The sequence below is a fragment of the Corynebacterium sp. LK10 genome (genome assembly GCF_008042455.1).
In the GTDB taxonomy this organism is placed as follows: domain Bacteria; phylum Actinomycetota; class Actinomycetes; order Mycobacteriales; family Mycobacteriaceae; genus Corynebacterium; species Corynebacterium jeikeium_D.
This window is the reverse complement of the sequence record NZ_NOVT01000015.1, coordinates 125104-146846: the sequence shown is the minus strand read 5'-3', so window position 1 is coordinate 146846 and position 21743 is coordinate 125104. Positions and strand designations below refer to the sequence as shown.

Here is a 21743-nt window from a genome sequence, read left to right as displayed (position 1 = left end):
CCATAAGTGCCAGAAGAACGCCGGGGATAAAAAAAAAGGGGACCCCACGCACCCGTCAGAGCTCGCTGACCCTTGCTGCATTCCTGCCCTGGGGGAGTTCACGAGATGGACGCCACATGGGATCCGTGAAGACAGCCTACTACAGGCCCACGCAAAAAGTCACACTGCTAGCGCTCGCCGCACCGTTCAGCGAAGAACTGCCACACTAATCAGGGCGTTGCCACCACGGATTCGTCACCAGTTTCGTGACAGCATTCATGACAGTTCCCCGCCTCCCCGCAGCCCCCGGCATACACTGCAAATCCACTCACCTGCATAAATACAAGAAAACCCCCGGCGTAAACCGGGGGTCTTCACTCTGCGGAGGATGTGGGATTTGAACCCACGAGGGATGTGACTCCCGCACGCGTTCCAGGCGTGTGACATAGGCCGCTAGTCGAATCCTCCAACGTCGTTAAAGACTACCCAACAAACCCCATTTTCCCAAAACGCGCCCCCTACCTGGGAAAACGAGGCATTTAAGCGACACTCCCGCGCAACCGGTGCAACCAACAGCAACCAACTCCGGTTGCCGAATGCTGTTTCGCCCCCCACTCCCGGAATTTTTCCGGGAGTTACTTAGCCAGCCGAGCAATCGCCGCCGAGGCCTCCTCCAGCTTGGCGTCCAACTCCTCCGGGCCGCCCTCAGCCGCATGCACCACACAGTGATGAAGGTGAGCATCCAGAAGAGTTAACGCCAACGACTTCAACGCCGAATTCACCGCCGAAATCTGGGTCAAAACATCGATACAGTACTCTTCGTTCTCAATCATCCGACCAATGCCACGAACCTGCCCTTCAATGCGACGGATACGGGACTCATAACGCCGCTTCTCCGCGAGGTAACCGGGATCAGTGGTGTCATGGCAGCAAGAATCGTCGTCAAGCGAATGCGATTGCGACGAACAACAAGACTCACTCATGAGTTACTCCTTTTTAACTATCTGGTTGACTCGGAGAAAAACCGCGCAGACGCAGACTGTTGCCGACCACAAAAACCGACGAAAACGCCATCGCAGCGCCAGCCAACATCGGATTCAACAACCCCAGCGCGGCGACAGGAATTGCCAAAACGTTGTAGAAAAACGCCCAAAAAAGATTCGAACGAATCGTGCGGAGCGTCCGGCGTGACAACCGCAGCGCATCCGCAGCCGCCAACAGATCACCACGCACCAGCGTGATATCCGCAGCCTCCATCGCCACATCGGTGCCCGTGCCCATCGCCATGCCCAAATCCGCCTGCGCAAGAGCCGCAGCATCATTGATGCCATCGCCGACCATCGCCACACACGCGCCGCCAGCCTGCAACTTCTCAATCGTCGCGACCTTATCCTCCGGCATCACTCCCGAAATCACATCCTCGCGAGCAATACCGACCTCATCTGCGACCCGAAACGCCGGGCCGGCGGCGTCGCCGGTCAGCAGAATCGGCCGCACCCCCCACTCCCGGAATTTCGCGACCGCAGCCGCCGACGTCGGCTTCACCGAATCCGACACCTCCAACGTGCCCAGGAGCTCGCCGTCGCGGCGCACCGCAACCACCGTCCCCCCACTCCCGGAATTTTCCCCGGAGCGGCCGACCTCGATGCGGTGGCCATCCACGGTGCCTTCAACCCCCACTCCCGGAATATCCCGGAAATCCGAAACCGGGAGTAGAGAATCCGGATCCGCCGCACGCACAATAGCCTGCGCAATCGGGTGATGCGACGCCGCCTCCACCGAAGCGGCAAGCGGCAGCAGATTTTCGGGAGTGGGAGGGACCTCCGTCAACTCCATCACACCCGTAGTCACCGTGCCGGTCTTATCCAGCACAACCGTGGCGACCTTCCGCGCCGACTCCAGCACCTCCGGGCCACGCAGCAGCACACCAGCCTTGGCGCCTTCACTCGTGCCGACCAGGAGCGCTGTGGGCGTCGCTAAGCCAAGCGCACACGGGCACGCGATGATGAGCACGGCGACCGCGGCCGTGACCGCCTCACTCGCGCCGTGCCCCGTAAACAACCACGCGCCCAGCGTGACCGCGGCGATCACGATGACGGCGGGCACGAACACTCCCGAAACCCGATCCGCCAGCCGCTGCACCGGCGCCTTACCCGTCTGCGCCGCCTCGACCATCGCCGCCATCTGCGCCAACTGCGTCTCCGAGCCCACGCGCGTCGCCCGCACGAGCAGCCGCCCTGACGTATTGATTGTCGCTCCCGTCACCTCATCGCCAGGGCCGACCTCGACAGGCATCGGTTCGCCGGTCAGCATCGACGCATCCACCGCCGACGCGCCCTCCACGACAACGCCGTCCGTCGCGATCTTCTCACCAGGCCTAACGACGAACACCACTCCCGGACGGAGCTGTTCCACGGGCAGCCGCTTCTCCACTCCCGAACTTTCGAGAACGGAGACATCCTTGGCGCCAAGCTTCATCAACTCCCGGAGTGCCTGACCGGCGTTGCGCTTGGAGCGCTTCTCGAAGTAACGACCAATCAGCACAAACATGATGATGCCGGCCATCGCCTCGAGGTAGATGTTCATATCGGCATCACCAGGAGTGACCGTGAAGTGGAACTCGTGCTTGAGCCCCGGCAGCCCGGCACGCCCGAAGAACAACGCCCACACACTCCAGAGGAACGAAGCGGTCGTCCCCATAGTGATCAGCGTGTCCATGGTGACCTCGCCATGACGCAGATTCTTCAGTGTCGCGCGATGGAACGGCCAGCCGGCCCACACAAAGACCGGCGCCGAGAGCGTGAGGCACAGCCACTGCCAATTAGTGAATTGGAGGGCAGGAATCATCGACATCGCGATGACGGGAACCGTGAGGATGACAGCGCCGACGACGCGATTGCGCAGGTCCTGCAGCTCCCGGTCTTTTTCTTCGGGAGCAGCTCCCGGTTCCTCTGCGGTCTCTTCCCTCGGAAGCTCAGCGGTGTAACCCGCCGCCACGATCGTGTCGATGAGTTGCTGCGGGTTGATGTCCGCCGGCGCCTCCACATGCGCCTTCTCGGTCGCATAGTTCACGCTCGCGTTAACTCCATCAAGTTTGTTCAGCTTGCGTTGAATACGGTTTGCGCACGACGCACACGTCATCCCGCCGACGGGGATATTAAGAGTGAGAAGTTGCTGCTCGGACATCTACTTTCCTCTTTTTTTTGGGGGTTAGTTTGCGACCGCCTTGTAACCAGCTTCATCCACTGCTGCGATTACGGCAGCAGTGTCAATGTCTGCATCCGAGGTCACGGAAAGGAAATTCCGGGAGCGGTCAACCTGGACATCGGTGATTCCCGGGAGTTCAGAGACTTCCTCCCGCACCGATGCCTCGCAGTGTCCGCATGTCATGCCAGTAACAGTAAAAGTTTGATTAGCCATACCCCAACATATACCCCCTACGGGTATATCTGTAAAGCTATTCGCGCTGACGGTAGCCCGAGTAGGCCCGCCCAGCGAGAGCCGTCGGGAAGGCAAGGTTGAATTCAGGCGGCGCGTGCGGAGACGGCGGGTGACGGTATACCGCACCGGAACCGTCGTCACGCTCGAGGTGCCCGTTGAGGCCTTGTCTGTCGTCGTCGTTGGCGGCGTTGTGTTCTTTGCAGGTCATGACCATGTTTTCCATGGTCGTGGCGCCGCCGTTTTTCCTGGCGACCAGGTGATGGGCCTGCCCGGCGTGGGCGGGGCGCGGGCACCCGGGCCACGCGCAGATGGGATTGTCGAGGATCATCGCGATACGCTGTTCCTCCGTCGCCAGGCGCGGGTTGTGCATCGGGAGTAGGTCGGTCGGCGTGTTGTGCTCGTCGTAGACCAGCACCCAGCCGGTTTCCGCGAGCAATGCCTCGACGAATTGCCCGGGAGTGAGGACGGAGCCGTTGGAGGTCGCCGCAAACCGCGGGCTGTACTCCACGATGTCTTGCGCGGTTACGATGAGCGCGGGCTGGTAACGGAGCTTATCGACGTCGTCAAGCGGCCCCGCCGACCCGTGCGCCAGGCGTTCTGCCAGCGCCTGACCGACACACCGATCCCGGGTGTAATCCTCGTGCGCTTTGGCGATTTCGGCTGCGCGCACGGTCAGCGGCGCGACCAGGTCGTCAATCATGTTCGCCGGACCGGTGACCTGCAGATGCTTCATCCCACGGATGTCCGGATTCCGGGAGACGTGGGCGCGCAGGTGCTGCGGCGGCTCGTCGGTGCGGTTGAGATCCTTGACCTTGGTGCGCATGTAGGTGTCGAGGCCCTCGAAGTCGTAGGCCGCGGCGGCGCGGGTGAAGTCCAGGCGGTAGTACTCCCGGATTTCGACGTTGTTGAGCTGCCCGGAGCGCTTGTCGATCTGCATGACCGTGTCCAGCGACAGCTTCAGCTCCCGGGCGATCGCGACGGCCTTGTCGCGGGATTCGACGTCAACATCGCCCTCGACGGTGCCGAACAGCCGCTCGGCACAGCGCAACAGGCGCTTGAGGCGGAAGGGGTCGAAGCCGATGCTGGCCGCCAACTCCCGGTGCCCGGTGGATTTTTCCGGGAGTGCGGCGCGCAGGTCGGCGAGCACGTCAATACCCCGTGTCGCCAGCGCGCTGAGCAGTCCCAATGTCGTCATGGGGCTAAGGCTAGTTTCCGGGAGTGGGCGGCTTCAATCGCTTTTTGGCGTTGTCCACAGCCGTCGTAAAGCATGCACAATCTGCACAAACGGGCTTGACGACGCACTCCCGAAAATGCCCTACCGGAACGCGACCTCTCCCACCGGCCGTCGCAACTTCCGGGAGTGGAGGGTGTCGGGAGCCGCGGCCATGTCCTCGCACGCGCGCACAGCGGCCATGAGGTGCTCTTCCTTGGAGGACTGGTAGAACTCGCGGGCGGATTTCGGGAGTTTGGGTTTGTCGTGCAGCGGCATGTCGGAGACGCTGAGTAGCGCGCCGTAGGGCACGCGGAAGCGGTAGCCGTTGGCGGCGATGGTGGCGGATTCCATTTCGACGCCGATGGCGGTGGATTTCTGCAGCTCTCGGTAGAGGTCGGTCTGGGAGCGCCACTCCCAGTTGCGGTCGGAGGTCGACAGCACGGTGCCGGTGCGCAGGCGCTTTTTCAGTTCGTCGCCGGTGAGTCCGGAGACGCGGGCGAGCGCGTTAGTGACAGCGAGCTGAATTTCCGCAATTGGCGGGATCGGTTTTTCCAGGGGCACGTAGTTGTCGAGGACTCCGTCGGCGCGGTCGTAGCCGTTGGCGAGAATCATGTCGCCGATGCGCATGCGACCGTCGAGGCCGGCGCAGTGCCCGACCATCATCCAGCAGTGCGGGCGCGTGACGGCGAGGCAGTCGGTGATGGTTTTGGCATTGGAGGGGCCGACGCCGATGTCGATGATGGTGATGCCGCATTGGTCGTCGCGAAGCAAGTGGTACGCCGGCATCTGCGAGGCGTGCGCGTGCTGGCGGCAAATTCCGGGAGTGGGGATGGCGCCGATGTCGTAGCGCTGCCCACCCGGGCACGCCAGCGCCGTGTACCCGTGCGGATTTCCGGGAGTGAGGGTGGCGGCGTATTCGAGGAACACGTCCGTGTGCAGCTGGTAGTTGGTAAATAGCACGAAGCGCTGGATGTTTGCGGCGTGCGACCCGGTGTAGTGCTCGAGGCGCTGGAGGGCGAGGTCGATGCGCTGGGCGGTAAAGAGGCTCAAGGGTTTGATGAGCAGGCCCAGGTAGTCGGCTTCGCCGTCGGCGATGGTGTCGTCGATGCTGGCGGAGTCGATGGGGGTAAACGTCTTCTCCACTGCCGCCAGCATGCTTGCCGACGCCCCTTCCCTCCCCGCCGCTTCCTCGGCGGCCGCGTCGAATCCGCGGCACATCCGGAGTGGGATGGGCTGGTCGGAGACGCGCACCTCGACTTCGCCGCCGTGGTTGGTGAGCAGGTCGGTAATTTGCTCGATGAGGTAGGTGCGGAACATCACCGGGCGGGTGATGGTGGTGGCATACACTCCCGGACGGTCGACGAAGCCGTGTGACAGGGAGGGGTCGACATCCTCGACGGCGCTGCCGGCCGGGACGGTGAAGCGTAGTTCGGGGTAGTAGGCGCGCACCGGCCCACTCCCGGAATTTCCTTCGGTGGCGGCGGTGTACTGCTCGACTAGGTAGGCCATCCCTGCCCGGTGGATTTCGGTGAGCCGGTCGACGGCTGCGGCGGCGTCGGTGTAGAAGTCGCCTTCGCCTTCGGTGGGCCAGAACGGGGGTGTTGCGGAGTCTCGTACCTGCATAGCCCAAGGCTAGGCGGAGAGGTTCCCGCGCGCATCCGCGCCGCGCTCATCACGCCAGGCACGCGCACGAAACCAGCAGCTCAGTGCCGGCTCCACACTCCTTCGCGGCTGCGGCGGACCTCAAAGACCTGGTGCACGTGGTAGCCGCCGATGGTGGGGATGGTGAGGAAGTGGCGACCGTCGTCAAGCTCGTGCCAGAGGATGCGGCCGTAGCGCACGCCGTCGCGGACGTGGGCGCTGAGGTAGTCGGCGCGTTGTTGGCCGCGGAGGGTGGCGTAGAAGGCGGGGTCGACGGGTAGTTGGACGAGATTCCGGGAGTGGGGGTCGATGTCGACTTCTTGCAGTCGGATGGCGACGGGTCGGCCGTCGACGAGAAGGTCAGCGGTGTGACGGCTGAGGTGGATGATGTGGACGTCGCTTATTGAGGTGTGCATTTGGCGCTCCTATTCGCTCTTCCCCGCAGGCGGTCTGTGGGGCTGATCTTCCTTTGGGGCACCGGGTCCGCGAATCGGGCGGTTGCCTATCGACGCTGTCAAAGGCCATTTCTCGTCGATATCTTGTGATCGTGCCGCCCACCCTAACACCAACTAGACAGCTTTGTCTACCATCTCCCGCACGCTTTACGACGAGGCCCCCACCTCCCCCTCCCGGAAGCTACCCCTTCCCCGTCAGCACCAGGACCACCAGCGCCACGTTGAGCGCGATGATGAGCCCGCAGATAACCCACGCGACCCGGCGCAGTAGTGGGGTGTTGGCCCAGATGCCCATCTCGGCACGCGAGGAGGTCATGCGCACCAGCGGGACCAGCGCAAACGGGATGCCAATCGACAGCACCACCTGACTGAGCACCAGCGCCCACGTCGGCTCCACGCCGCTGGCGATAATGAGCAGCGCCGGAATGATGGTGACTATTCGGCGCACCAGCAACGGCACGTGCACCTTCAGCAGGTCGCGCATAATCAGGTCACCGGCGTAGCAACCGACAGAGGACGACGCCAGCCCGGAGGCCAACAACCCAACGCCGAAGAGCACGCCCACCACGGGGCCAAGCACGCTGGTCACGGCAGCGTGAGCGCCTTCGATGGAGTCAGTCCCCTCCACTCCCGGAAGTGCTTCGGCCGCGAGACACAGCATGCCGATATTCACCGACCCAGCCAGCACGAGGGCACCGAAGACATCGATACGCGTGGCCCGTAGGTGCTGGCGCAGCGAGGAGTCATCTTCCACCTTGTACTCGCGGTCGCGCACCAGCCCGGAGTGCAGGTAGACCGCATGCGGCATCACGGTCGCGCCCAGCATGGACGCCGCCAGCACCACGGTGTGCGCGCCTTGGAAGCGCGGCAGAATTCCGCTGGCCATCTCCCCGAGACTCAGGCCCGTGACAAACAGCCCGGCCAGGAACCCCACCGTAATGACCAGCAGGAACGCCACAATCACGCCCTCAAAAGTGCGTTGCGAACGCCCACCCTGAAGCAACAACAGCCCCAGCGAGACCACGCCAACAATGACACCGCCAAGCAGCATCGGCGTCCCAAAGAGCAGGTACAGCGCCGTGGCGCCACCAATAATTTCCGCCACATCCGTCGCTGCCGCCACAATCTCGGCCTGCACCCAGTACGCCAGCCGCCCCGGCCGGTTCGAACCGAAGCGGTCGGCGACACCTTCGGTCAGCGACCGCCCCGTCACCAGGCCGTACTTCGCCGACAGGTACTGCACAACCATCGCCATGAGGTTGGACACCACCAACACCCACAGCAGCAGATACCCGTAGCTCGCGCCCGCGGACAGGTTCGCAGCCACATTTCCGGGGTCCACGTAGGCAATCGCTGCCACAAAAGCAGGCCCCAGCAGACTCATCATGGGCTTGCGGTTTTTCTCGCTTGACGACGTCACTTGCGACCCTTGTGCCCCTGAATCATTCACCCGGCCATTATTTCACGGCCTCGACACTAAATCTTCAATCAGCCCAAAATTTGGGCAGCCATGGTGCCACCGAGATTTACCAGGCGGTCGGAGATGTCGTCGTCAAGCGAACCGACAAACACGACGGGCTCGGCCGCAAGCTCCCACTTGTAGCCGGTCGTGATGGTTTTCATGGCGTTTTCCGCCCCGGTGGTGTCGAAGCCGCCGCGGATCCAGTAGGAAAATGGCAGCCCCTTGGTAACTTCCTGCGCCTCCCGGAAGGTGGTGTCGAAGAAGTGCTTGAGCGCGCCGGAGATGTATCCAAAGTTGGCGGAGGTGCCGAGCAGGATAGCGTCAGCGCTGGTCAGGTCATCGATGGTGGCGTCGAGAGCCTCGACAACCTTGACATCCACGCCCTCTAGCGCGGGATCGTTGGCGCCCTCGAGCGCGTGACTTAAGACCTCCTGCAGGAGCGGGGTCGGGGAATGGTGGACGACTAGAAGAGTAGGCATGTCCCGAGGGTAACGAAGCGGCCCCTAGAAAATCACCTGTTCGCGAGGAATTTCCAGACCCGCACGCAGGGCTTCCGGGAGGTCAGCGATGGAGTCGAGCTCTACGCCCCCGCCACCATCACTACCGTTACCGCCACTCAGCGAATCCAAAATCCACCGCTGCGCCGCCTCCACGGACACCTCGCCGAGAGTCACGTCGCCATCCCGCTTGGACAATCGGCGCCCCTTAGAGTTCACCACCAGTGGCACGTGCACGAACGAAGGCGCCGCATACCCCAAAAGACCAGCCAAGTACGTCTGGCGCGGGGCGGAGGACATCAGGTCATCACCACGCACGACTTCAGTGATACCCTGCTCGGCATCATCGACGACGACCGCGAGGTTGTAGGCCCACATGCCATCGGCACGCTGAAGGACAAAGTCATCGATCGGAGCGGCAATCTCGCCATACAGCTCATCGGTCGCGGCCCCCTCACTCACCTGCGATTTCAGGCGTATCGACGGCCTTCTCCCCGCCGCCGCAAATTCGGCCTTTTTCGCGGAGAGGTGCTCGTCGTCAAGCGAACGGCACGTGCCGGGATACTGCCCTGGCACGCCATGCGGCGCGGAGGAGGCGGCGAGGATTTCACGGCGCGTGCAGAAGCAGGGATAAGTCAGGCCGCGTTGCGTGAGGTCGGCGAGCGCGGATTCATACAGGTCAGAGCGTTCTGACTGGCGGACCGGGGCGCCATCCCAGTCTATGCCGATGGCCTCGAGATCGGCGAGCTGCTGCGCCTCATACTCGGGGCGGGAGCGCTGGCGGTCGATATCTTCGATACGCACGATGAAGCGACCGCCCTGCGCGCGGGCGTGCGCCCAGGCGAGAACCGCGGTGCGCAGGTTTCCCAGGTGCAGCCGACCGGTCGGCGAAGGGGCGTAGCGGCCGGTGGGTAAAGTGGAATTAGTCAACCGTTGGGAACTGGTCACAGGAATATGTTAGCGAGACCCCAAGATGATAGTTGAAATCTTGGGGAAAGATCTCCGGTTGAATAATTCAAATCATCTTGGAGGAAATTCATCTATTACTCGAAAGGCATTCATGACCTCTCAATAAAATCAAGGGTTAATGTATGCGTGACTTTTTGTAAGCGGATCTTTTAGAGGAGAACAATGTCATCACGTTTGCGCGTAAATTGGCTAGCATCGATTTCCATTATCGGACTAGTCGTGAGCCTCCTCTGTCTCCTGGGCATCGCAAATGGGATGTACACATTGAGCAAACTAGCTAACCAGACTGCCGTTATGAGTACAGCAGCTATTACGGCAAAGACAGATCGCGCGCTGCTCTACTGCTTAATCGCTCTTGCCAGCCTGATTGTAAGCTGTTTTACATTTATTGTTAACGGAATGCGCAGTAAGCGTGGAGCTAAGAAAACAAATAATTAAACCCGCTCATCCTCTAACTCCTGCGGACTCAAACCCACAGGAGTTAGAGGATGAGAGGCAGAGTCGGCCTCGAAGACTTCATCGGCGCTCGCTTGGAGCCCTAAGCGGCAGGTAACATTCCCTCCCGTGACAAATAACGAAAACCTGCCCAAGTCTGGGCCGGGCAACGCCGAGGCTGCCGCTGTGAGCACCTCGCACGCGCCCGAGAACGCAACTAAGTCCGACTCCACAGCAACCACGCCACGCCACATCCCGGTACCGAAATCGCTGTACCCGATGTTCACGGCCATTTTCATTGGCGTGCTGATTGTCTCCAACATCACCGCCACCAAGGGCGTGGAAATCTTCGGCCTGGCCACCGACGGTGCCTTCTTCCTCTTCCCCTTGAGCTACGTCATCGGCGACGTGCTTTCCGAGTGCTATGGCTACAAAGCCACCCGCCGCACCGTGTGGACCGGTTTCGCCATCCTCGCCGGCGCAATGCTCTGCTTCTTTGCCGCCATCAAGCTCCCGGCGGCACCGTGGTACGAGAATCAGGAAGCCTTCGCCACTGTGCTGGGCACCGTCCCGCAGCTTGTTCTCGCAGGTCTGGCCGGTTATGTCGTCGGTCAGCTGCTCAACGCCTGGTCGCTCAACGCCATTAAGAAGCGCACTGGTGAAAAGGCTCTCTGGGCGCGACTGATGGGCTCGACTGTGGTTGGCGAGTTCGTCGATACGCTCATCTTCTGCTCCATCGCCGCCACCGCTATCGGCATCGATACCTGGGGTACCTTCGTCAACTACGTCATCGTCGGCTTCATCTGGAAGACCGCCGTCGAGATTGTAGTCATGCCAGTCACCTACGCCGTCATCGCGTGGGTCAAGCGCCGCGAAGGCTACTACGACACGCGCGTTCCCGCTTAACGACGAAAAAAGTGCCGCGACCTCGCCTGAGAAGCGAGTAGTCGCGGCACTTTTTGCTTTTACTTCACATCCCGTTTGGCATTGACCCAATGAGCAACGCCAACAGCCACAACAATCCAGGCCACCAGCACCACGATGTTGAACCACATCGGCTGCGTCATGCCGGCCTCAAACCCGATGCGTGGATTCTCCGGATTTGCCATCAGACCGCCCAATTGCGTCGACAACTGCTGAATGCGTGCACCCGGCGTGACCAGCCACAGTGGCCGGAAAATCGCATACGCCAGCGCCGCGAACTCCAGCATGCTTTCCACCACCAGAATCCACACCAGCGGAATAGCGACAGCGGCCACGCGCGAGCGCGTCAGCACTCCCAGCGACATCGCGATTAGTCCAAACACTACAAAGCCAAGCACTCCGGCGAGCATGTCCGTGGCAGCGTCGCCGCCCTTGAACTCCACGCGCGGGGAAACCGTCACCGATAGCCAAGCAAGCGCCACACCAATGACCCAACAGACAGCAATCAGCACAAGGGTCAGCGTCATCCGCGCGGACAGCCACAGGCTCCTTCGGTCCTGCGTCAAGAACGCATGCGCATTCATCTGATCGTTGTACTCACCCGCCAGGGTAGAGCCGCCAAAGGCAATCACAATCATGTTGAAGATCACCGTCCCCAACAGCAACAACGACCAATCGGCGGTCGAGCCATCATCGGCCGCCATGCTGAAAGCCACCATCGGCCCAGCTATCGAGCCCACCAACAGCACCACATACACCCACGTGCCACGCAGGCTGGCCAGCTTCGTCCATTCCGACCGCAAAGCGTTTCCAAAACTCATCTCAGTCACTCCCCTACTGCCCAATCGCCTGCGCGCGGTACTCCTGCGAGTCCTGGGTCGCAGCCAGGAACTTCTCCTCCAGATTGTCGCGCTTCGTGTTCAACCGCGTCACGAGCAGCCCCTCACGCAGAGCAGCAGCCGCAATGTCGCGGCGGAGTTGCTGCTCGCTGATGCCGTCGTAAAGCGGAATGCGCAATTGCTTATCGACGTCAACCCCACGCGCCACCGGCCCCAACGCCTGCAGCAGCCGAGCCGGATCATCGACCTCAACTTCGACGACCGTGCCGTCGGCGAGGAATTCATCCATGCTGTACTCGCCAATCATGCGGCCGCGGCCGATGACGACGATACGGTCGGCGGTGAGTTGCATCTCGGAAAGGAGGTGCGACGACACGAGAACAGCGCAGCCCTGTGCTGCCAGGGCCTTGATGGTGTGGCGCATCCACGAGACGCCTTCCGGGTCCAAGCCGTTGACCGGCTCATCCAAGATCAGATGCTGCGGCTTGCCGAGCAGAGCCGCCGCCACTCCCAGACGCTGCTTCATACCCAGCGAGTAGCCGCCGACCTTGTCCTTCGCGGCTTCAGTCATGCCGACCTGCTCGAGGCACTCCTCCACGCGGGTGTCGGGGATGCCAGCGCCGCGGGCGAGGGCCCGCAGATGAGAGCGGCCCGAACGAGCTTTGTTGTGCCAACCGGCATCCAGAATTGCGCCGGCGATGCTGGGCTTATTCTTCAGCGTGGAAAAGGGCTGGTTGCTGTAGGTGTTGCCCTGGGAATCCGTCCCGGTGAACAAGGCCTGGCCCGTGGTCGGGGTATCGAGGCCCAGCATGCAGCGCATGGTGGTGGACTTGCCGGAGCCATTTGGGCCGAGAAAACCTGTCACTACACCGTCGGGAACGGTGAAGGACAGGTCATCGACGGCTAATTTCGAACCGTACTTCTTGCTGAGTCGTTCAACCGTGATCATGTCCTCCATGATGCCGGTTGAGACTGCCTCGCGCAGTAGAGCTAGGTCTAGTTTTGGGGCCTTTCCGGTTGCTCCCTCCACTTCACGCCACGGGTGTCACCTCATGCCACCTCCACAGCTGGCACGAGGTGACGTAGGTGTCGTGAAGTGCGAAAAGGTAAGAGCAGAGCCCCAACCCAGCGCCTAATTCCCCACTGCACGGCCACCGTTGGCGTAGTAGCGGCCCATGAACTCATCGCGATACTCGAAGAACCGGTCCTCCAGGATCGCAGCGCGAATGTTCTCCACCAGCTGCACCATGAAAAACAGGTTGTGAATCGTGCACAGCGTGCCAGCCAGGTACTCCTTGGCCTTCAACAGATGATGCAGGTAGGCCCGGGAATAATTCAGCGAAGTGTAGGAGGGCACCTCCGCATCCACGGGGCGGAAGTCGTTCTTGAAGCGGGCATTCGTCAAGGTCATCCGGCCATCGAGCGTGTACACACCACCACGGCGGGCAAGCCTGGTCGGAGCCACGCAGTCAAAGGTGTCGGCACCGGCCTCGACAGCGGCGAAAATATCGTCCGGCTCGGAAATCCCCAGCAGGTGGCGGGCGCGGTCGTCGGGAAGCTCGTCGTTGACCCAACCGCAGATCAAGCCCAGATTCTGCTTCTCAATCGCCCCACCAATGCCATAGCCGTGGAAACCGAGCTGGCCCGCGTCCTCGAACTCGCGGGAGAGCTCGACTAGCCCACGAGCGGCCTTGCGGCGCAGGTCTTCGTACTGCGCACCCTGCACGACGCCGAATAACTGCTGGATGGGCAACTGGCCGTCGTCAAGCGAATGGACGTGCCCGTCGACCTGACCGCGCGAAATCGTCAGCTCGTTGTGAGCCTCCAGGCACCGGCGCGCCCAGCGGTGCGTGCGCTCGACGGATGCCTCCTGGTAGCCGCGGGTGTTCATGAGCGTGGTGAGCTCGTCAAATGCCATCATGATGTCTGCGCCCAGCGCGTGCTGAATACGCATGGACACCTCCGGCGTGAAGCGGTGCTCGGAGCCATCGATGTGCGAGCGGAAAGTCACGCCGTCCTCGTCGACGAACGCGTTGCGCTCTTTGCCCTCGGCGACGATGTCGTCTTTCTGCATGCCGGTGACGTCCATCGCGAGGGTCTTTTTAAAGCCCGCGCCGAGGCTGAGCACCTGGAATCCGCCGGAGTCGGTGTATGTCGGGCCGTTCCAGTTGGAGAACTTTGCCAACCCGCCGGCCTGGTCGACGATCTCCTCGCCGGGCTGCAGGTACAGGTGGTATGCGTTCGACAGCATCGCCTGCGCGCCCGTGGACCGCACCTGCTCTGGCGTGAGCGTCTTCACGGTCGCCTTCGTGCCGACCGGAATGAACGCCGGCGTAGCAATATCGCCATGCGGGGTGTGGATGGTGCCAGCACGTCCGCGCGCGCCTTCGATTTGCTTTACGACGTCAAAGCCCGTCGTCCTCGACTGCGACATGAAGCTCCTTGGTTGTGGTCCAGTGCTAATGCATTGAGGTTACCTGGGTGCTATTCGCAAGTTACTCAGCGCTGTCATTTTCCTCGGGTTGGGCAGCGTTTTCCGGGTCCCACACGGCGCGGCTACGACGTGGCGCTTCCTCTTCGAGTCCTTCGCGCTTCATCAGTTCCGCAACCGTAATCTTCTTCCGCTTACGAGCCGGGCTGAAGTACGGGCGGACCTCGATGTCCTTAGCATTTTCCGGGTTCGGCTGGGCGTCAGTTGGTTCAGCTGGCGCGGACTGCATGAGCTGTTCTGTCGGCTCCGGCTGTGTCGGCTTCTCCGGCTGTTCGGCCTGCTCCGGCTCAGCTGGTGCCGTCGGGGCGGACGGTTCGGCTCGCTCAGCCTGGTCAGAGCGCTCCGGCTGTTCGGCCTGCTCCGCCTGGTCAGCGGGCTCAAGCTCTTCCAGCTTTGCCTTCTTCCGCTTCGGAATCCAGCGGTTACGCTTCTTGGTCGCAACCGCCACAGCGGTACCACCTGCTGCGCCCGCCGCGCCCGCCGCGCCCGCCGCAGCGGCTGCACCAGCACCAACTTCACCATCGGCACTGTCTGTTTCGTCCTCGTCAGCGTCCGTGTCGCCAAAGCCACGCCCAGCACCTTCGCTTTCGGGCAACAGGGACTCACCGCGAGCCATACGCTCGCGGCGGCCCTTCTCCACCAGCTCCTCGGAAACCTCTTCCAGGGCAGAGCCTTCGACATCCACAGAAGGCAACACCTTGTCCAGCCACTTCGGCATGTACCACGTAGCGCGGCCAAGCAGGAACATGGATGCCGGGATGAAGGTCATGCGAATAACGAAGGCGTCGAAAAGCACTGCGGCACCCAGCGCGAAGCCGAATACCTTAATAATCGCCAGGGGCTGCCCGGCGAAAGCCGCGAAGACGGAGATCATAATAATCGCAGCGGCAGTGACCACACGAGCGCCGAGAGTAAAGCCCTCAACGACCGATTCTTCGACCGCGTTGTACTTCGACTCTGGTGAGGATTCACCCTTGTTGTGGGTGTAATGCTCGCGCATGCGGGAAACCAGGAAGACCTGATAGTCCATGGCCAAACCGAACGTCACGCCGATGAGGAAGATTGGCACAAAGCTGACCAGCGGACCCGGAGTGCTAATCACGCCCCAGAGGCCGTCCTGGAAAAATGCCACTGTGACACCGAATGCGGCTGCGACAGAGAGCAAGAAGCCCACACCCGCAGTCAACGGCACCATCAGGGAACGGAAAATCATCAGCAGCAGGATCACTGCCAGACCCACGACAACGCCCAAGTAGAGCGGCATTGCGCCCTGGAGGCGGTCGGTGATGTCAATTTCAATAGGAACCAGACCAGTGACACCGGTGAATAGGCCGGTGGTTTGCTCAATCTGCTTCTGCTGATCGCGCACCGCGTTCATCAGCTGCTTGGTCGCGGGATCGAGTGGACCCGACTTCGGGGTCATAATCATCTTGACCGCAGTGCCGTCATGATTCATGCCAATCATCTGGATGTGCTCGACACCGACGTTGGATTTGAACTGGTCGACAGCGTAACTATAGGAAGCCTTGCGGGCGGCCTCGATGTCAGAGAGTTCCGGGTTGGTCTGTCTCAGGGACTCGATAAGTGGTTTGAGCACCGGTGCATCGGGCTTCACATCGTCCGACTTGGCAATAATGATGAGCTGAGAGTTACGTCCCGCACCGAAGCCCTCTTCAATCATGGTGATGGCCTTGCGGTTCGTGCTGTCCTTAGCCGCAGTAGAGTCGGACGGCAGCGCCAGCTTCAAGTGCATGGCCGGGTAGGCCAATGCCAACAGCAAGACGATACAGCCGACCAGGAACAACCCTGGGGCCTTGTGCACGAAAGTGACCCAACGTCGCCCCATCGTCATCTCACCGAAGAAGGAAGAGCGACGTTCCTTGCGCGGGTTACGCGAGGGGTTGCCAGCAACACCGGGCACGCGACCAGCGAAGACCTTGTCGCCCAGCAGAGACATAACTGCCGGCAGCAGGGTCAGAGAGACCAGCACTGTGAAGGCCACCGTAATTGCCGCCGAAATACCCATCAGAGACATGAACGGCACCTTGGCGACCGTCAGCGCTGCCAAAGCGACAATCACGGTGAGGCCGGCGAAAACCACAGCGGAGCCAGCCGTACCGGTAGCCATGCCGATGGCGTCTTCGTTGGTCATCCCTCGGGCTCTTTCTGCCCTGTAGCGAGAGAGGATGAACAGTGCGTAGTCAATACCGACAGCCAGGCCGAACATGACGGCAAGTACCGGGGTAATCGAGTTGACGTCGGTGAATGCGGTCATCAATGTCACGCCGAAGACACCGATGATAATGCCCACTACCGCCGTCACAATAGGCAGGAACGAAGCGACCAGAGATCCGAAGGTGACAACCAGCACGATAAATGCCACGGTCACACCGATAATCTCCGAGGTCGGAGCTACCTCAATCGCGGGCTGCATGCCCGGGCCAGAGGCCTCGACCTTGATACCGGCGTCACGACCGGCCTGCATTGCGTCGAGAAGCGCCTGCATATTCTCCGGTTCGATGTCCTGCGGCATCTTGGCGTCGAAAACGAAGGTGGAAATACCGTAGCGACCGTCATCGGACACGGTACGCAGGGCATTGGCATCGGCCTCGGCAACATCCTTGGGCAGGCCGGCGGCCATGCCCTGTTCCTTGACCATCGCCTGCATCTTCGGATTGAGGTCTACCGGGTTGTGAAGTTGCAAATCATCGGAGATTTGGCCGACATTGTCGCGGATGCCGTTAATGACCTGGTCAACAGCTTCTTTATTCTGTGGGTCATCGAGCCTCTGCCCCTCCGGGGCCTCGAAGGCGACATAGATACGCTGCTCTCGAATTGGGTTCGGAACATCGGGGAACTTTTCCTCAATCACGTGCGAAGCCGTTGCCGACGGCATGCCGGGGATCGAGAACTGGTCGATGAATCCCTTCTGGAATGCGGCAACTGCACCGCCCAGCCCCGCCAAAATCAGGAACCACGCGATGATCACAGTCCATTTATGCAGGTAGGAGAACCTGCCGAGTTTGAACAAGGCCTTTGCCATGTCAAGTTTCCCTTACGTCTAATATTCGCCTGGACCGCCCCAACTGCAGCTTCCCCAAGTTCGCACTAACCAAGCACTCCCTCGGACTCCACCTGCAGTTTGAAGCCTCTTCGCTACTCCGATGCTAGCGACCACCCCGGATTGGCCAACATCAACTCTGGCGCTGACATGGTCATTGAGGGCGGGCACGACATAAAAACCGGAAATACTTTTGCTAAGAGTAGCGGACTTCCCGGATAAACGTGAACAATGGGGTGTGTGTTACTGATGTTATTTTTGTGATTTAGGCACTCCAGGTCGGGTGCCTCACCATTCACCGCTTTACGACGGGCACCTCCCCCGCACACACCGCACTCAGGCAATCAGGGCCGATTAAATGCAAAACCCCCGAGGCTCCTACTTAAAGGAACCACCGGGGGTTTATTGGCGGTGACGGAGGGATTTGAACCCTCGGTACGGGGTTACCGCACAAAGCATTTCGAGTGCTTCACCTTCGGCCGCTCGGACACGTCACCGCTAGAAAACGTTACAGGTAGCCCCTTTATCTACCAAATCCCCAGGTCAGAAGGCTCAGCTGTCCGCACAGAACCACAACCCCCGCCATCCCAAATCACTCCATCTACTGCACCATCCACGTAAACCACCGCGCTCTTCGGGGTGGCCAACGCCCGCTGAGATATGAAGGAATAGTCTGTAGCTTGAAATCTAGAAACTTAAACACAGAAGTGCAGCCACACAGAAAGGGTTCTCCCTCATGATTCGTTCCGCCATCATCGGCTACGGCAACTTGGGCCGCAGCGTCGAAAAGGTCATTGCCGACCAGCCGGATATGGAACTCGTCGGTGTTTTCTCCCGTCGCGATTCGCTGGACACTGAGGCCCGCGTGCTCCCGGCTGCGGATGTCGAAAAGTACAAGGACGAGGTAGACGTGCTGTTCGTGTGCCTCGGCTCGGCCACCGATGTCCCGGAGCAGGCCCCTGAGCTGGCAAAGAACTTTACGACGGTCGACACCTACGACAACCACCACGAGATTCCGAAGCACCGCGCGGCCATGGACGCCTCCGCTCGTGAGGGTGACAACATCGCCATGATCTCGACCGGTTGGGACCCGGGCCTGTTCTCCCTGAACCGCGTCCTGGGCGCTGCCATCCTGCCGGGCGCAGACCAGATGACCTTCTGGGGGCCGGGCCTGTCGCAGGGCCACTCCGATGCCGTGCGTCGTGTGCCGGGAGTGAAGAAGGGTGTCCAGTACACCAAGCCGAACCCGGAAGCTATCGAGGCCGTGAAGAAGGGCGAGGGCGCAGACCTGAAGGGTAACGAGTGCCACCTGCGCCACTGCTTCGTCGTCGCTGAAGAGACCGGCAACGCCGAGGAGGACGCCAAGCTCAAGGAGCAGATCCGCGAAACCATCGTGACCATGCCGGATTACTTTGCCCCATACGAGACCATCGTGGACTTCATCTCTGAAGAGGAGTTCGACCGCGACCACCAGGGCATGCCGCACGGCGGCCAGGTCATTACCCGTGGCCAGGCCGGTACCTCCGGCCACGTCATCGAGTTCGGTCTCGAACTGGAGCGCAACCCCGACTTCACCGCAGCCGTCCAGGTTGCCTACGGTCGCGCTGCCTACCGCCTGAAGCAGGCTGGCGAGACTGGTGCCCGTACCGTCTTCGAGATCGCCCCGTACCTACTGTCCGCCGAACCACTGGATGACCTAGTGGCTCAGAAGCTGTAGCCAGCCCCAACGCTGACAGCCGGCCATCGAAACACAAAGAACCCCAACCGTCTCCGCACATCAGAAGCGGAGAAGGTTGGGGTTATCTCTACCCGAAAGCTAAGCGCTTTACTTGTCAGTCAGCTTGCCCAAGGCCTCAGTAGCCTTGTCCTTCAGGTCCTCAGCACCCTGCTTGACCTTGGACGCAGCCTGCTCGCCCTTGCCCTGGTTTGACAGGTCGTCATTGCCAACGGCGTCGCCGGCAGCTTCCTTAACCTTGCCGCCCAACTCGTCGGCCTTGTTCTGCAGCTCGCTCATTATGTAAGCCTCCCATGTAAACGACTTAATCTATTTCTATAGAGCCACCGTCTAGCAGCCCCACTAGTTCCGACGGTACGTGAAAATGGAGGCTCGTCACGGCCACAGCGGGAATTGTGACCTAACTGTGACCCCGCTCACGCTCCCGACTGCCGTTGCCGTTCGAAGAATTCGCGCAGGTAAACGGAGCATTCGTCGGCAAGCACACCCCCGCGCACCTGCGGCGTGAATGCATGGGCGGGATCGCGGATGACATCGGCGATGGAGCCGCACGCGCCGGTCTTGGGCGACCACGCGCCGAAGACCACGCGCCCCACGCGCCCCATGACGCACGCGCCGGCACACATCACGCACGGCTCAAGTGTCACGACCAACGTGCACTGCTCCAGCCGCCAGCCGTCACCAACAGCGCGGGTGGCCTCGCGCAACGCAATGACTTCGGCGTGGGCAAGTGGGTCACCATCCGCTTCCCGACGGTTCGAGCCCCGACCCACAACCCTGCCCTCGGCATCCACGACCACAGCTCCCACCGGCACATCCCCGGGGGCCGTGTGAGCAGCTTCGGCGATAGCCAGGCGCATCCACTCTTCGTCGAGAATGTCCTGTTTTCGACGGGGCAGGGCGCTTGGCCGACCAGCTGGCTGGCTGGCCGCAAGGGCGCTTGGCCGCCCGGTCAGATGACCTTTGTCAGGGTTAGTCGTCATAGGGGTCGTAGTCGTCATCGTCACCGTCGTAATCCAGGTCGGCGACATCGGCGAGCTCCTCGGCGCACCCCAGCTCCTCGGCGATGGCCAGAAGCTGCTCGGACGCCCACAGCGACTGATCGTCACAGATGGACTCCAGGGCTTCCTCCGAACAGCCCAGGTCAGCGAGGATATCCATATCTCCTTCGGCCCAGGCGTCGACATCGTCGAGCTCGTCCTCGTCGAGGTCGGGGATATCCAGATCCAGCTCGTCGAACACATCTGCCGCAATGTCGTCGGTGACGGCGGCGGTGGCGTCGGAAAGCACAACGCGCAGCGACCCAACGCCCTGGCGCACGAGAATGAAGTAATCGTCGTCGATATTGAGCATTCCGACAGCGGCGCGTTCCGAACGCAGATTGCGCAGCGCCTGTGCAGCGTCAGCGAGGGAATCGGTGGCGTCGTCCCCAAGATCGACGACGCGCCAACCGCGCTCCCCCATAGTTACGGCAACCGCGAAGGAGCGGTCGTCATCGGAGGTGTACCCTCCGGAAAAGGTCGTGCTCATAACCCACAACGCTAGTCGCTGTATGTCATGCTTGTCAGGTGAGCAATTTCGAGTCCCCCTCCCCTGCTTCGTCCTCCCTGTCAGCTGCACAACTACCCGCGGTATGCATCCTCGGTTTGGGCCTCATCGGTGGCTCCATGATGCGCGATCTGCGGGCCCACAACGTCGAATGCTTCGGTTGGAATCGCTCGTCCACGACGGTCGAGGAAGCCACGAAGGAGGGATTCGACGCCAGTACAGATCTTCAAGCCACGCTCGAACGCGCTGAGGCCAGTCGCGCGCTCATCGTAATTGGCACCCCCATGACAGTCGTCGGCACGATGCTCGACGCGATCAACGAGCACGCCCCCAGCTGTGGCATCACGGATGTGGTCTCCGTGAAGGCGGCCGTCGCCGCCGAGGTCTCCGCTCGCGGGATGGAGGAACGCTTCGTCGGCGCGCACCCAATGGCGGGTTCCGCGCAGGCGGGCTGGTCCGCCACGCTCGAAGGGCTTTTCGACGGCGCCCCCTGGGTCATCACCTACGACCTGGCAGCTGCTGCCGACGCTGCAGGCAAGCCCGTCCCGGAGCGGTGGATTGAAGTCTTTTCGCAGGTCGCCAACTTGGGAGCAGCTCTTGGCAGTCAACTCATTCCAGCGCTGAGCGATCACCACGATGCCAGTGTCGCCCGCATCTCCCACATGCCCCACCTAGCGGCCTACGCAATTGCCGCCGCCGGTGAAGCCGGTGGCCCCCTGGCCATTTCGCTTGCAGCCGGCTCTTTCCGCGACTGCACCCGCGTCGCCGCCGCTGCTCCTGACATGGTCATGTCCTGGTGTGAGAACAACACCGAACCCGTGCTCACCGCGCTTGACGACGTCATCGAGCGCCTCACCGCCGCGCGCACCCAGTTGGCCACCGAGGGAACCGCTATGGACCTGGCCAAAACCGGTCAGATTGCCCGTGTCCGCTACGAGGCCCGCCCTGCTCACCGCCCGATTTTCCGACTGCGCGTCGGCGAGGGCGGCTGGATCAACCAGTTGAAGTTGGCCGAAAGCGTCGGCGGACAGATAGATGTGTTCTAGTGTGGAA

General features: G+C 61.5%; 20 protein-coding genes, 2 tRNA genes, 1 other RNA gene and 1 riboswitch. Of the genes, 4 read left to right on the top strand and 19 right to left on the bottom strand.

The genetic code is table 11. From position 1 onward, the window contains the following. Positions 1-33: 33 nt before the first annotated feature. From ffs to gluQRS, 11 genes are all read right to left on the bottom strand, one after another. Positions 34-128, bottom strand: an RNA gene (ffs, locus tag CHU70_RS05110) — signal recognition particle sRNA small type. Between the two features lie 233 nt (positions 129-361). Next, positions 362-447 (bottom strand) — tRNA-Ser (locus CHU70_RS05105). A gap of 167 nt (positions 448-614) precedes the next feature. Next, complete coding sequence (locus tag CHU70_RS05100; protein ID WP_016421867.1) at positions 615-962, bottom strand: metal-sensitive transcriptional regulator; 348 nt, start codon at positions 960-962, stop codon at positions 615-617. 13 nt (positions 963-975) lie between these two features. After that, positions 976-3165, bottom strand: coding sequence for a cation-translocating P-type ATPase (locus CHU70_RS05095; RefSeq protein ID WP_147719244.1), 2190 nt, complete (start codon positions 3163-3165; stop codon positions 976-978). A 24-nt stretch (positions 3166-3189) separates the two neighbouring features. Further along, complete coding sequence (locus tag CHU70_RS05090) at positions 3190-3399, bottom strand: heavy-metal-associated domain-containing protein (protein ID WP_049172422.1); 210 nt, start codon at positions 3397-3399, stop codon at positions 3190-3192. A gap of 37 nt (positions 3400-3436) precedes the next feature. Next, complete coding sequence (locus tag CHU70_RS05085; RefSeq protein ID WP_147719245.1) at positions 3437-4615, bottom strand: HNH endonuclease signature motif containing protein; 1179 nt, start codon at positions 4613-4615, stop codon at positions 3437-3439. A 120-nt stretch (positions 4616-4735) separates the two neighbouring features. Further along, positions 4736-6256, bottom strand: coding sequence for an AMP nucleosidase (locus CHU70_RS05080; RefSeq protein ID WP_147719246.1), 1521 nt, complete (start codon positions 6254-6256; stop codon positions 4736-4738). Positions 6257-6336: 80 nt separating this feature from the next. Then, positions 6337-6690 (bottom strand): hypothetical protein, encoded by a 354-nt coding sequence (locus tag CHU70_RS05075; RefSeq protein WP_080969589.1) that lies wholly within the window; start codon positions 6688-6690, stop codon positions 6337-6339. 10 nt (positions 6691-6700) lie between these two features. Then, positions 6701-6821: riboswitch (SAM riboswitch) on the bottom strand. Between the two features lie 89 nt (positions 6822-6910). After that, the gene (locus CHU70_RS05070; protein ID WP_070603633.1) at positions 6911-8149 is read right to left on the bottom strand and encodes an Nramp family divalent metal transporter; all 1239 of its coding nucleotides are present in this window, start codon (positions 8147-8149) and stop codon (positions 6911-6913) included. A 68-nt stretch (positions 8150-8217) separates the two neighbouring features. After that, on the bottom strand, positions 8218-8670 hold the full coding sequence (locus CHU70_RS05065; RefSeq protein ID WP_016421860.1) for a flavodoxin family protein: 453 nt from the start codon (positions 8668-8670) through the stop codon (positions 8218-8220). A gap of 24 nt (positions 8671-8694) precedes the next feature. Continuing rightward, positions 8695-9636, bottom strand: coding sequence for a tRNA glutamyl-Q(34) synthetase GluQRS (gene gluQRS / locus CHU70_RS05060; RefSeq protein WP_147739781.1), 942 nt, complete (start codon positions 9634-9636; stop codon positions 8695-8697). A 315-nt stretch (positions 9637-9951) separates the two neighbouring features. On the opposite strand from gluQRS, the gene CHU70_RS05055 reads away from it, so the two are divergent. Both CHU70_RS05055 and CHU70_RS05050 read left to right on the top strand, forming a co-directional pair. Then, positions 9952-10095, top strand: a complete 144-nt coding sequence (locus CHU70_RS05055) for a hypothetical protein (protein ID WP_224783815.1) — start codon at positions 9952-9954, stop codon at positions 10093-10095. Positions 10096-10221: 126 nt separating this feature from the next. Continuing rightward, complete coding sequence (locus tag CHU70_RS05050; protein WP_016421852.1) at positions 10222-10998, top strand: queuosine precursor transporter; 777 nt, start codon at positions 10222-10224, stop codon at positions 10996-10998. A 59-nt stretch (positions 10999-11057) separates the two neighbouring features. On the opposite strand, the gene CHU70_RS05045 is transcribed toward CHU70_RS05050, so the two are convergent. The 5 genes from CHU70_RS05045 to CHU70_RS05025 all read right to left on the bottom strand — a co-directional run bounded on the left by CHU70_RS05045 (position 11058) and on the right by CHU70_RS05025 (position 17904). Further along, a complete protein-coding gene (locus tag CHU70_RS05045; protein ID WP_147719248.1) occupies positions 11058-11837 on the bottom strand; it encodes an ABC transporter permease in 780 nt (259 codons plus the stop codon). 13 nt (positions 11838-11850) lie between these two features. Continuing rightward, positions 11851-12813, bottom strand: coding sequence for an ABC transporter ATP-binding protein (locus tag CHU70_RS05040; RefSeq protein ID WP_187269756.1), 963 nt, complete (start codon positions 12811-12813; stop codon positions 11851-11853). A 174-nt stretch (positions 12814-12987) separates the two neighbouring features. Continuing rightward, positions 12988-14289, bottom strand: coding sequence for a tRNA guanosine(34) transglycosylase Tgt (gene tgt / locus CHU70_RS05035; RefSeq protein WP_147719250.1), 1302 nt, complete (start codon positions 14287-14289; stop codon positions 12988-12990). A gap of 61 nt (positions 14290-14350) precedes the next feature. Beyond that, positions 14351-17389: an MMPL family transporter gene (locus tag CHU70_RS05030; protein ID WP_147719251.1), complete on the bottom strand. Its 3039-nt coding sequence runs from the start codon at positions 17387-17389 to the stop codon at positions 14351-14353. Positions 17390-17813: 424 nt separating this feature from the next. Further along, positions 17814-17904, bottom strand: a tRNA-Ser gene (locus CHU70_RS05025). A gap of 239 nt (positions 17905-18143) precedes the next feature. Between CHU70_RS05025 and CHU70_RS05020 the strand changes: the two genes are divergently transcribed. Then, positions 18144-19124: a diaminopimelate dehydrogenase gene (locus tag CHU70_RS05020; RefSeq protein ID WP_049193862.1), complete on the top strand. Its 981-nt coding sequence runs from the start codon at positions 18144-18146 to the stop codon at positions 19122-19124. A 108-nt stretch (positions 19125-19232) separates the two neighbouring features. Here CHU70_RS05020 and CHU70_RS05015 read toward each other — a convergent pair whose 3' ends face one another. The 3 genes from CHU70_RS05015 to CHU70_RS05005 all read right to left on the bottom strand — a co-directional run bounded on the left by CHU70_RS05015 (position 19233) and on the right by CHU70_RS05005 (position 20672). Then, positions 19233-19421 carry a CsbD family protein gene (locus tag CHU70_RS05015; protein WP_049193864.1) on the bottom strand — a complete coding sequence of 63 codons (189 nt, stop codon included), beginning with the start codon at positions 19419-19421 and terminating at the stop codon, positions 19233-19235. 137 nt (positions 19422-19558) lie between these two features. Beyond that, positions 19559-20173, bottom strand: a complete 615-nt coding sequence (tadA, locus tag CHU70_RS05010; protein ID WP_080985632.1) for a tRNA adenosine(34) deaminase TadA — start codon at positions 20171-20173, stop codon at positions 19559-19561. Next, positions 20115-20672, bottom strand: coding sequence for a tRNA adenosine deaminase-associated protein (locus CHU70_RS05005; RefSeq protein ID WP_005510946.1), 558 nt, complete (start codon positions 20670-20672; stop codon positions 20115-20117). Before CHU70_RS05005 ends, tadA begins: the two co-directional genes overlap by 59 nt. A gap of 38 nt (positions 20673-20710) precedes the next feature. On the opposite strand from CHU70_RS05005, the gene CHU70_RS05000 reads away from it, so the two are divergent. Further along, a complete protein-coding gene (locus tag CHU70_RS05000; protein ID WP_049193868.1) occupies positions 20711-21736 on the top strand; it encodes a prephenate dehydrogenase in 1026 nt (341 codons plus the stop codon). The last annotated feature ends 7 nt before the right edge of the window (positions 21737-21743 follow it).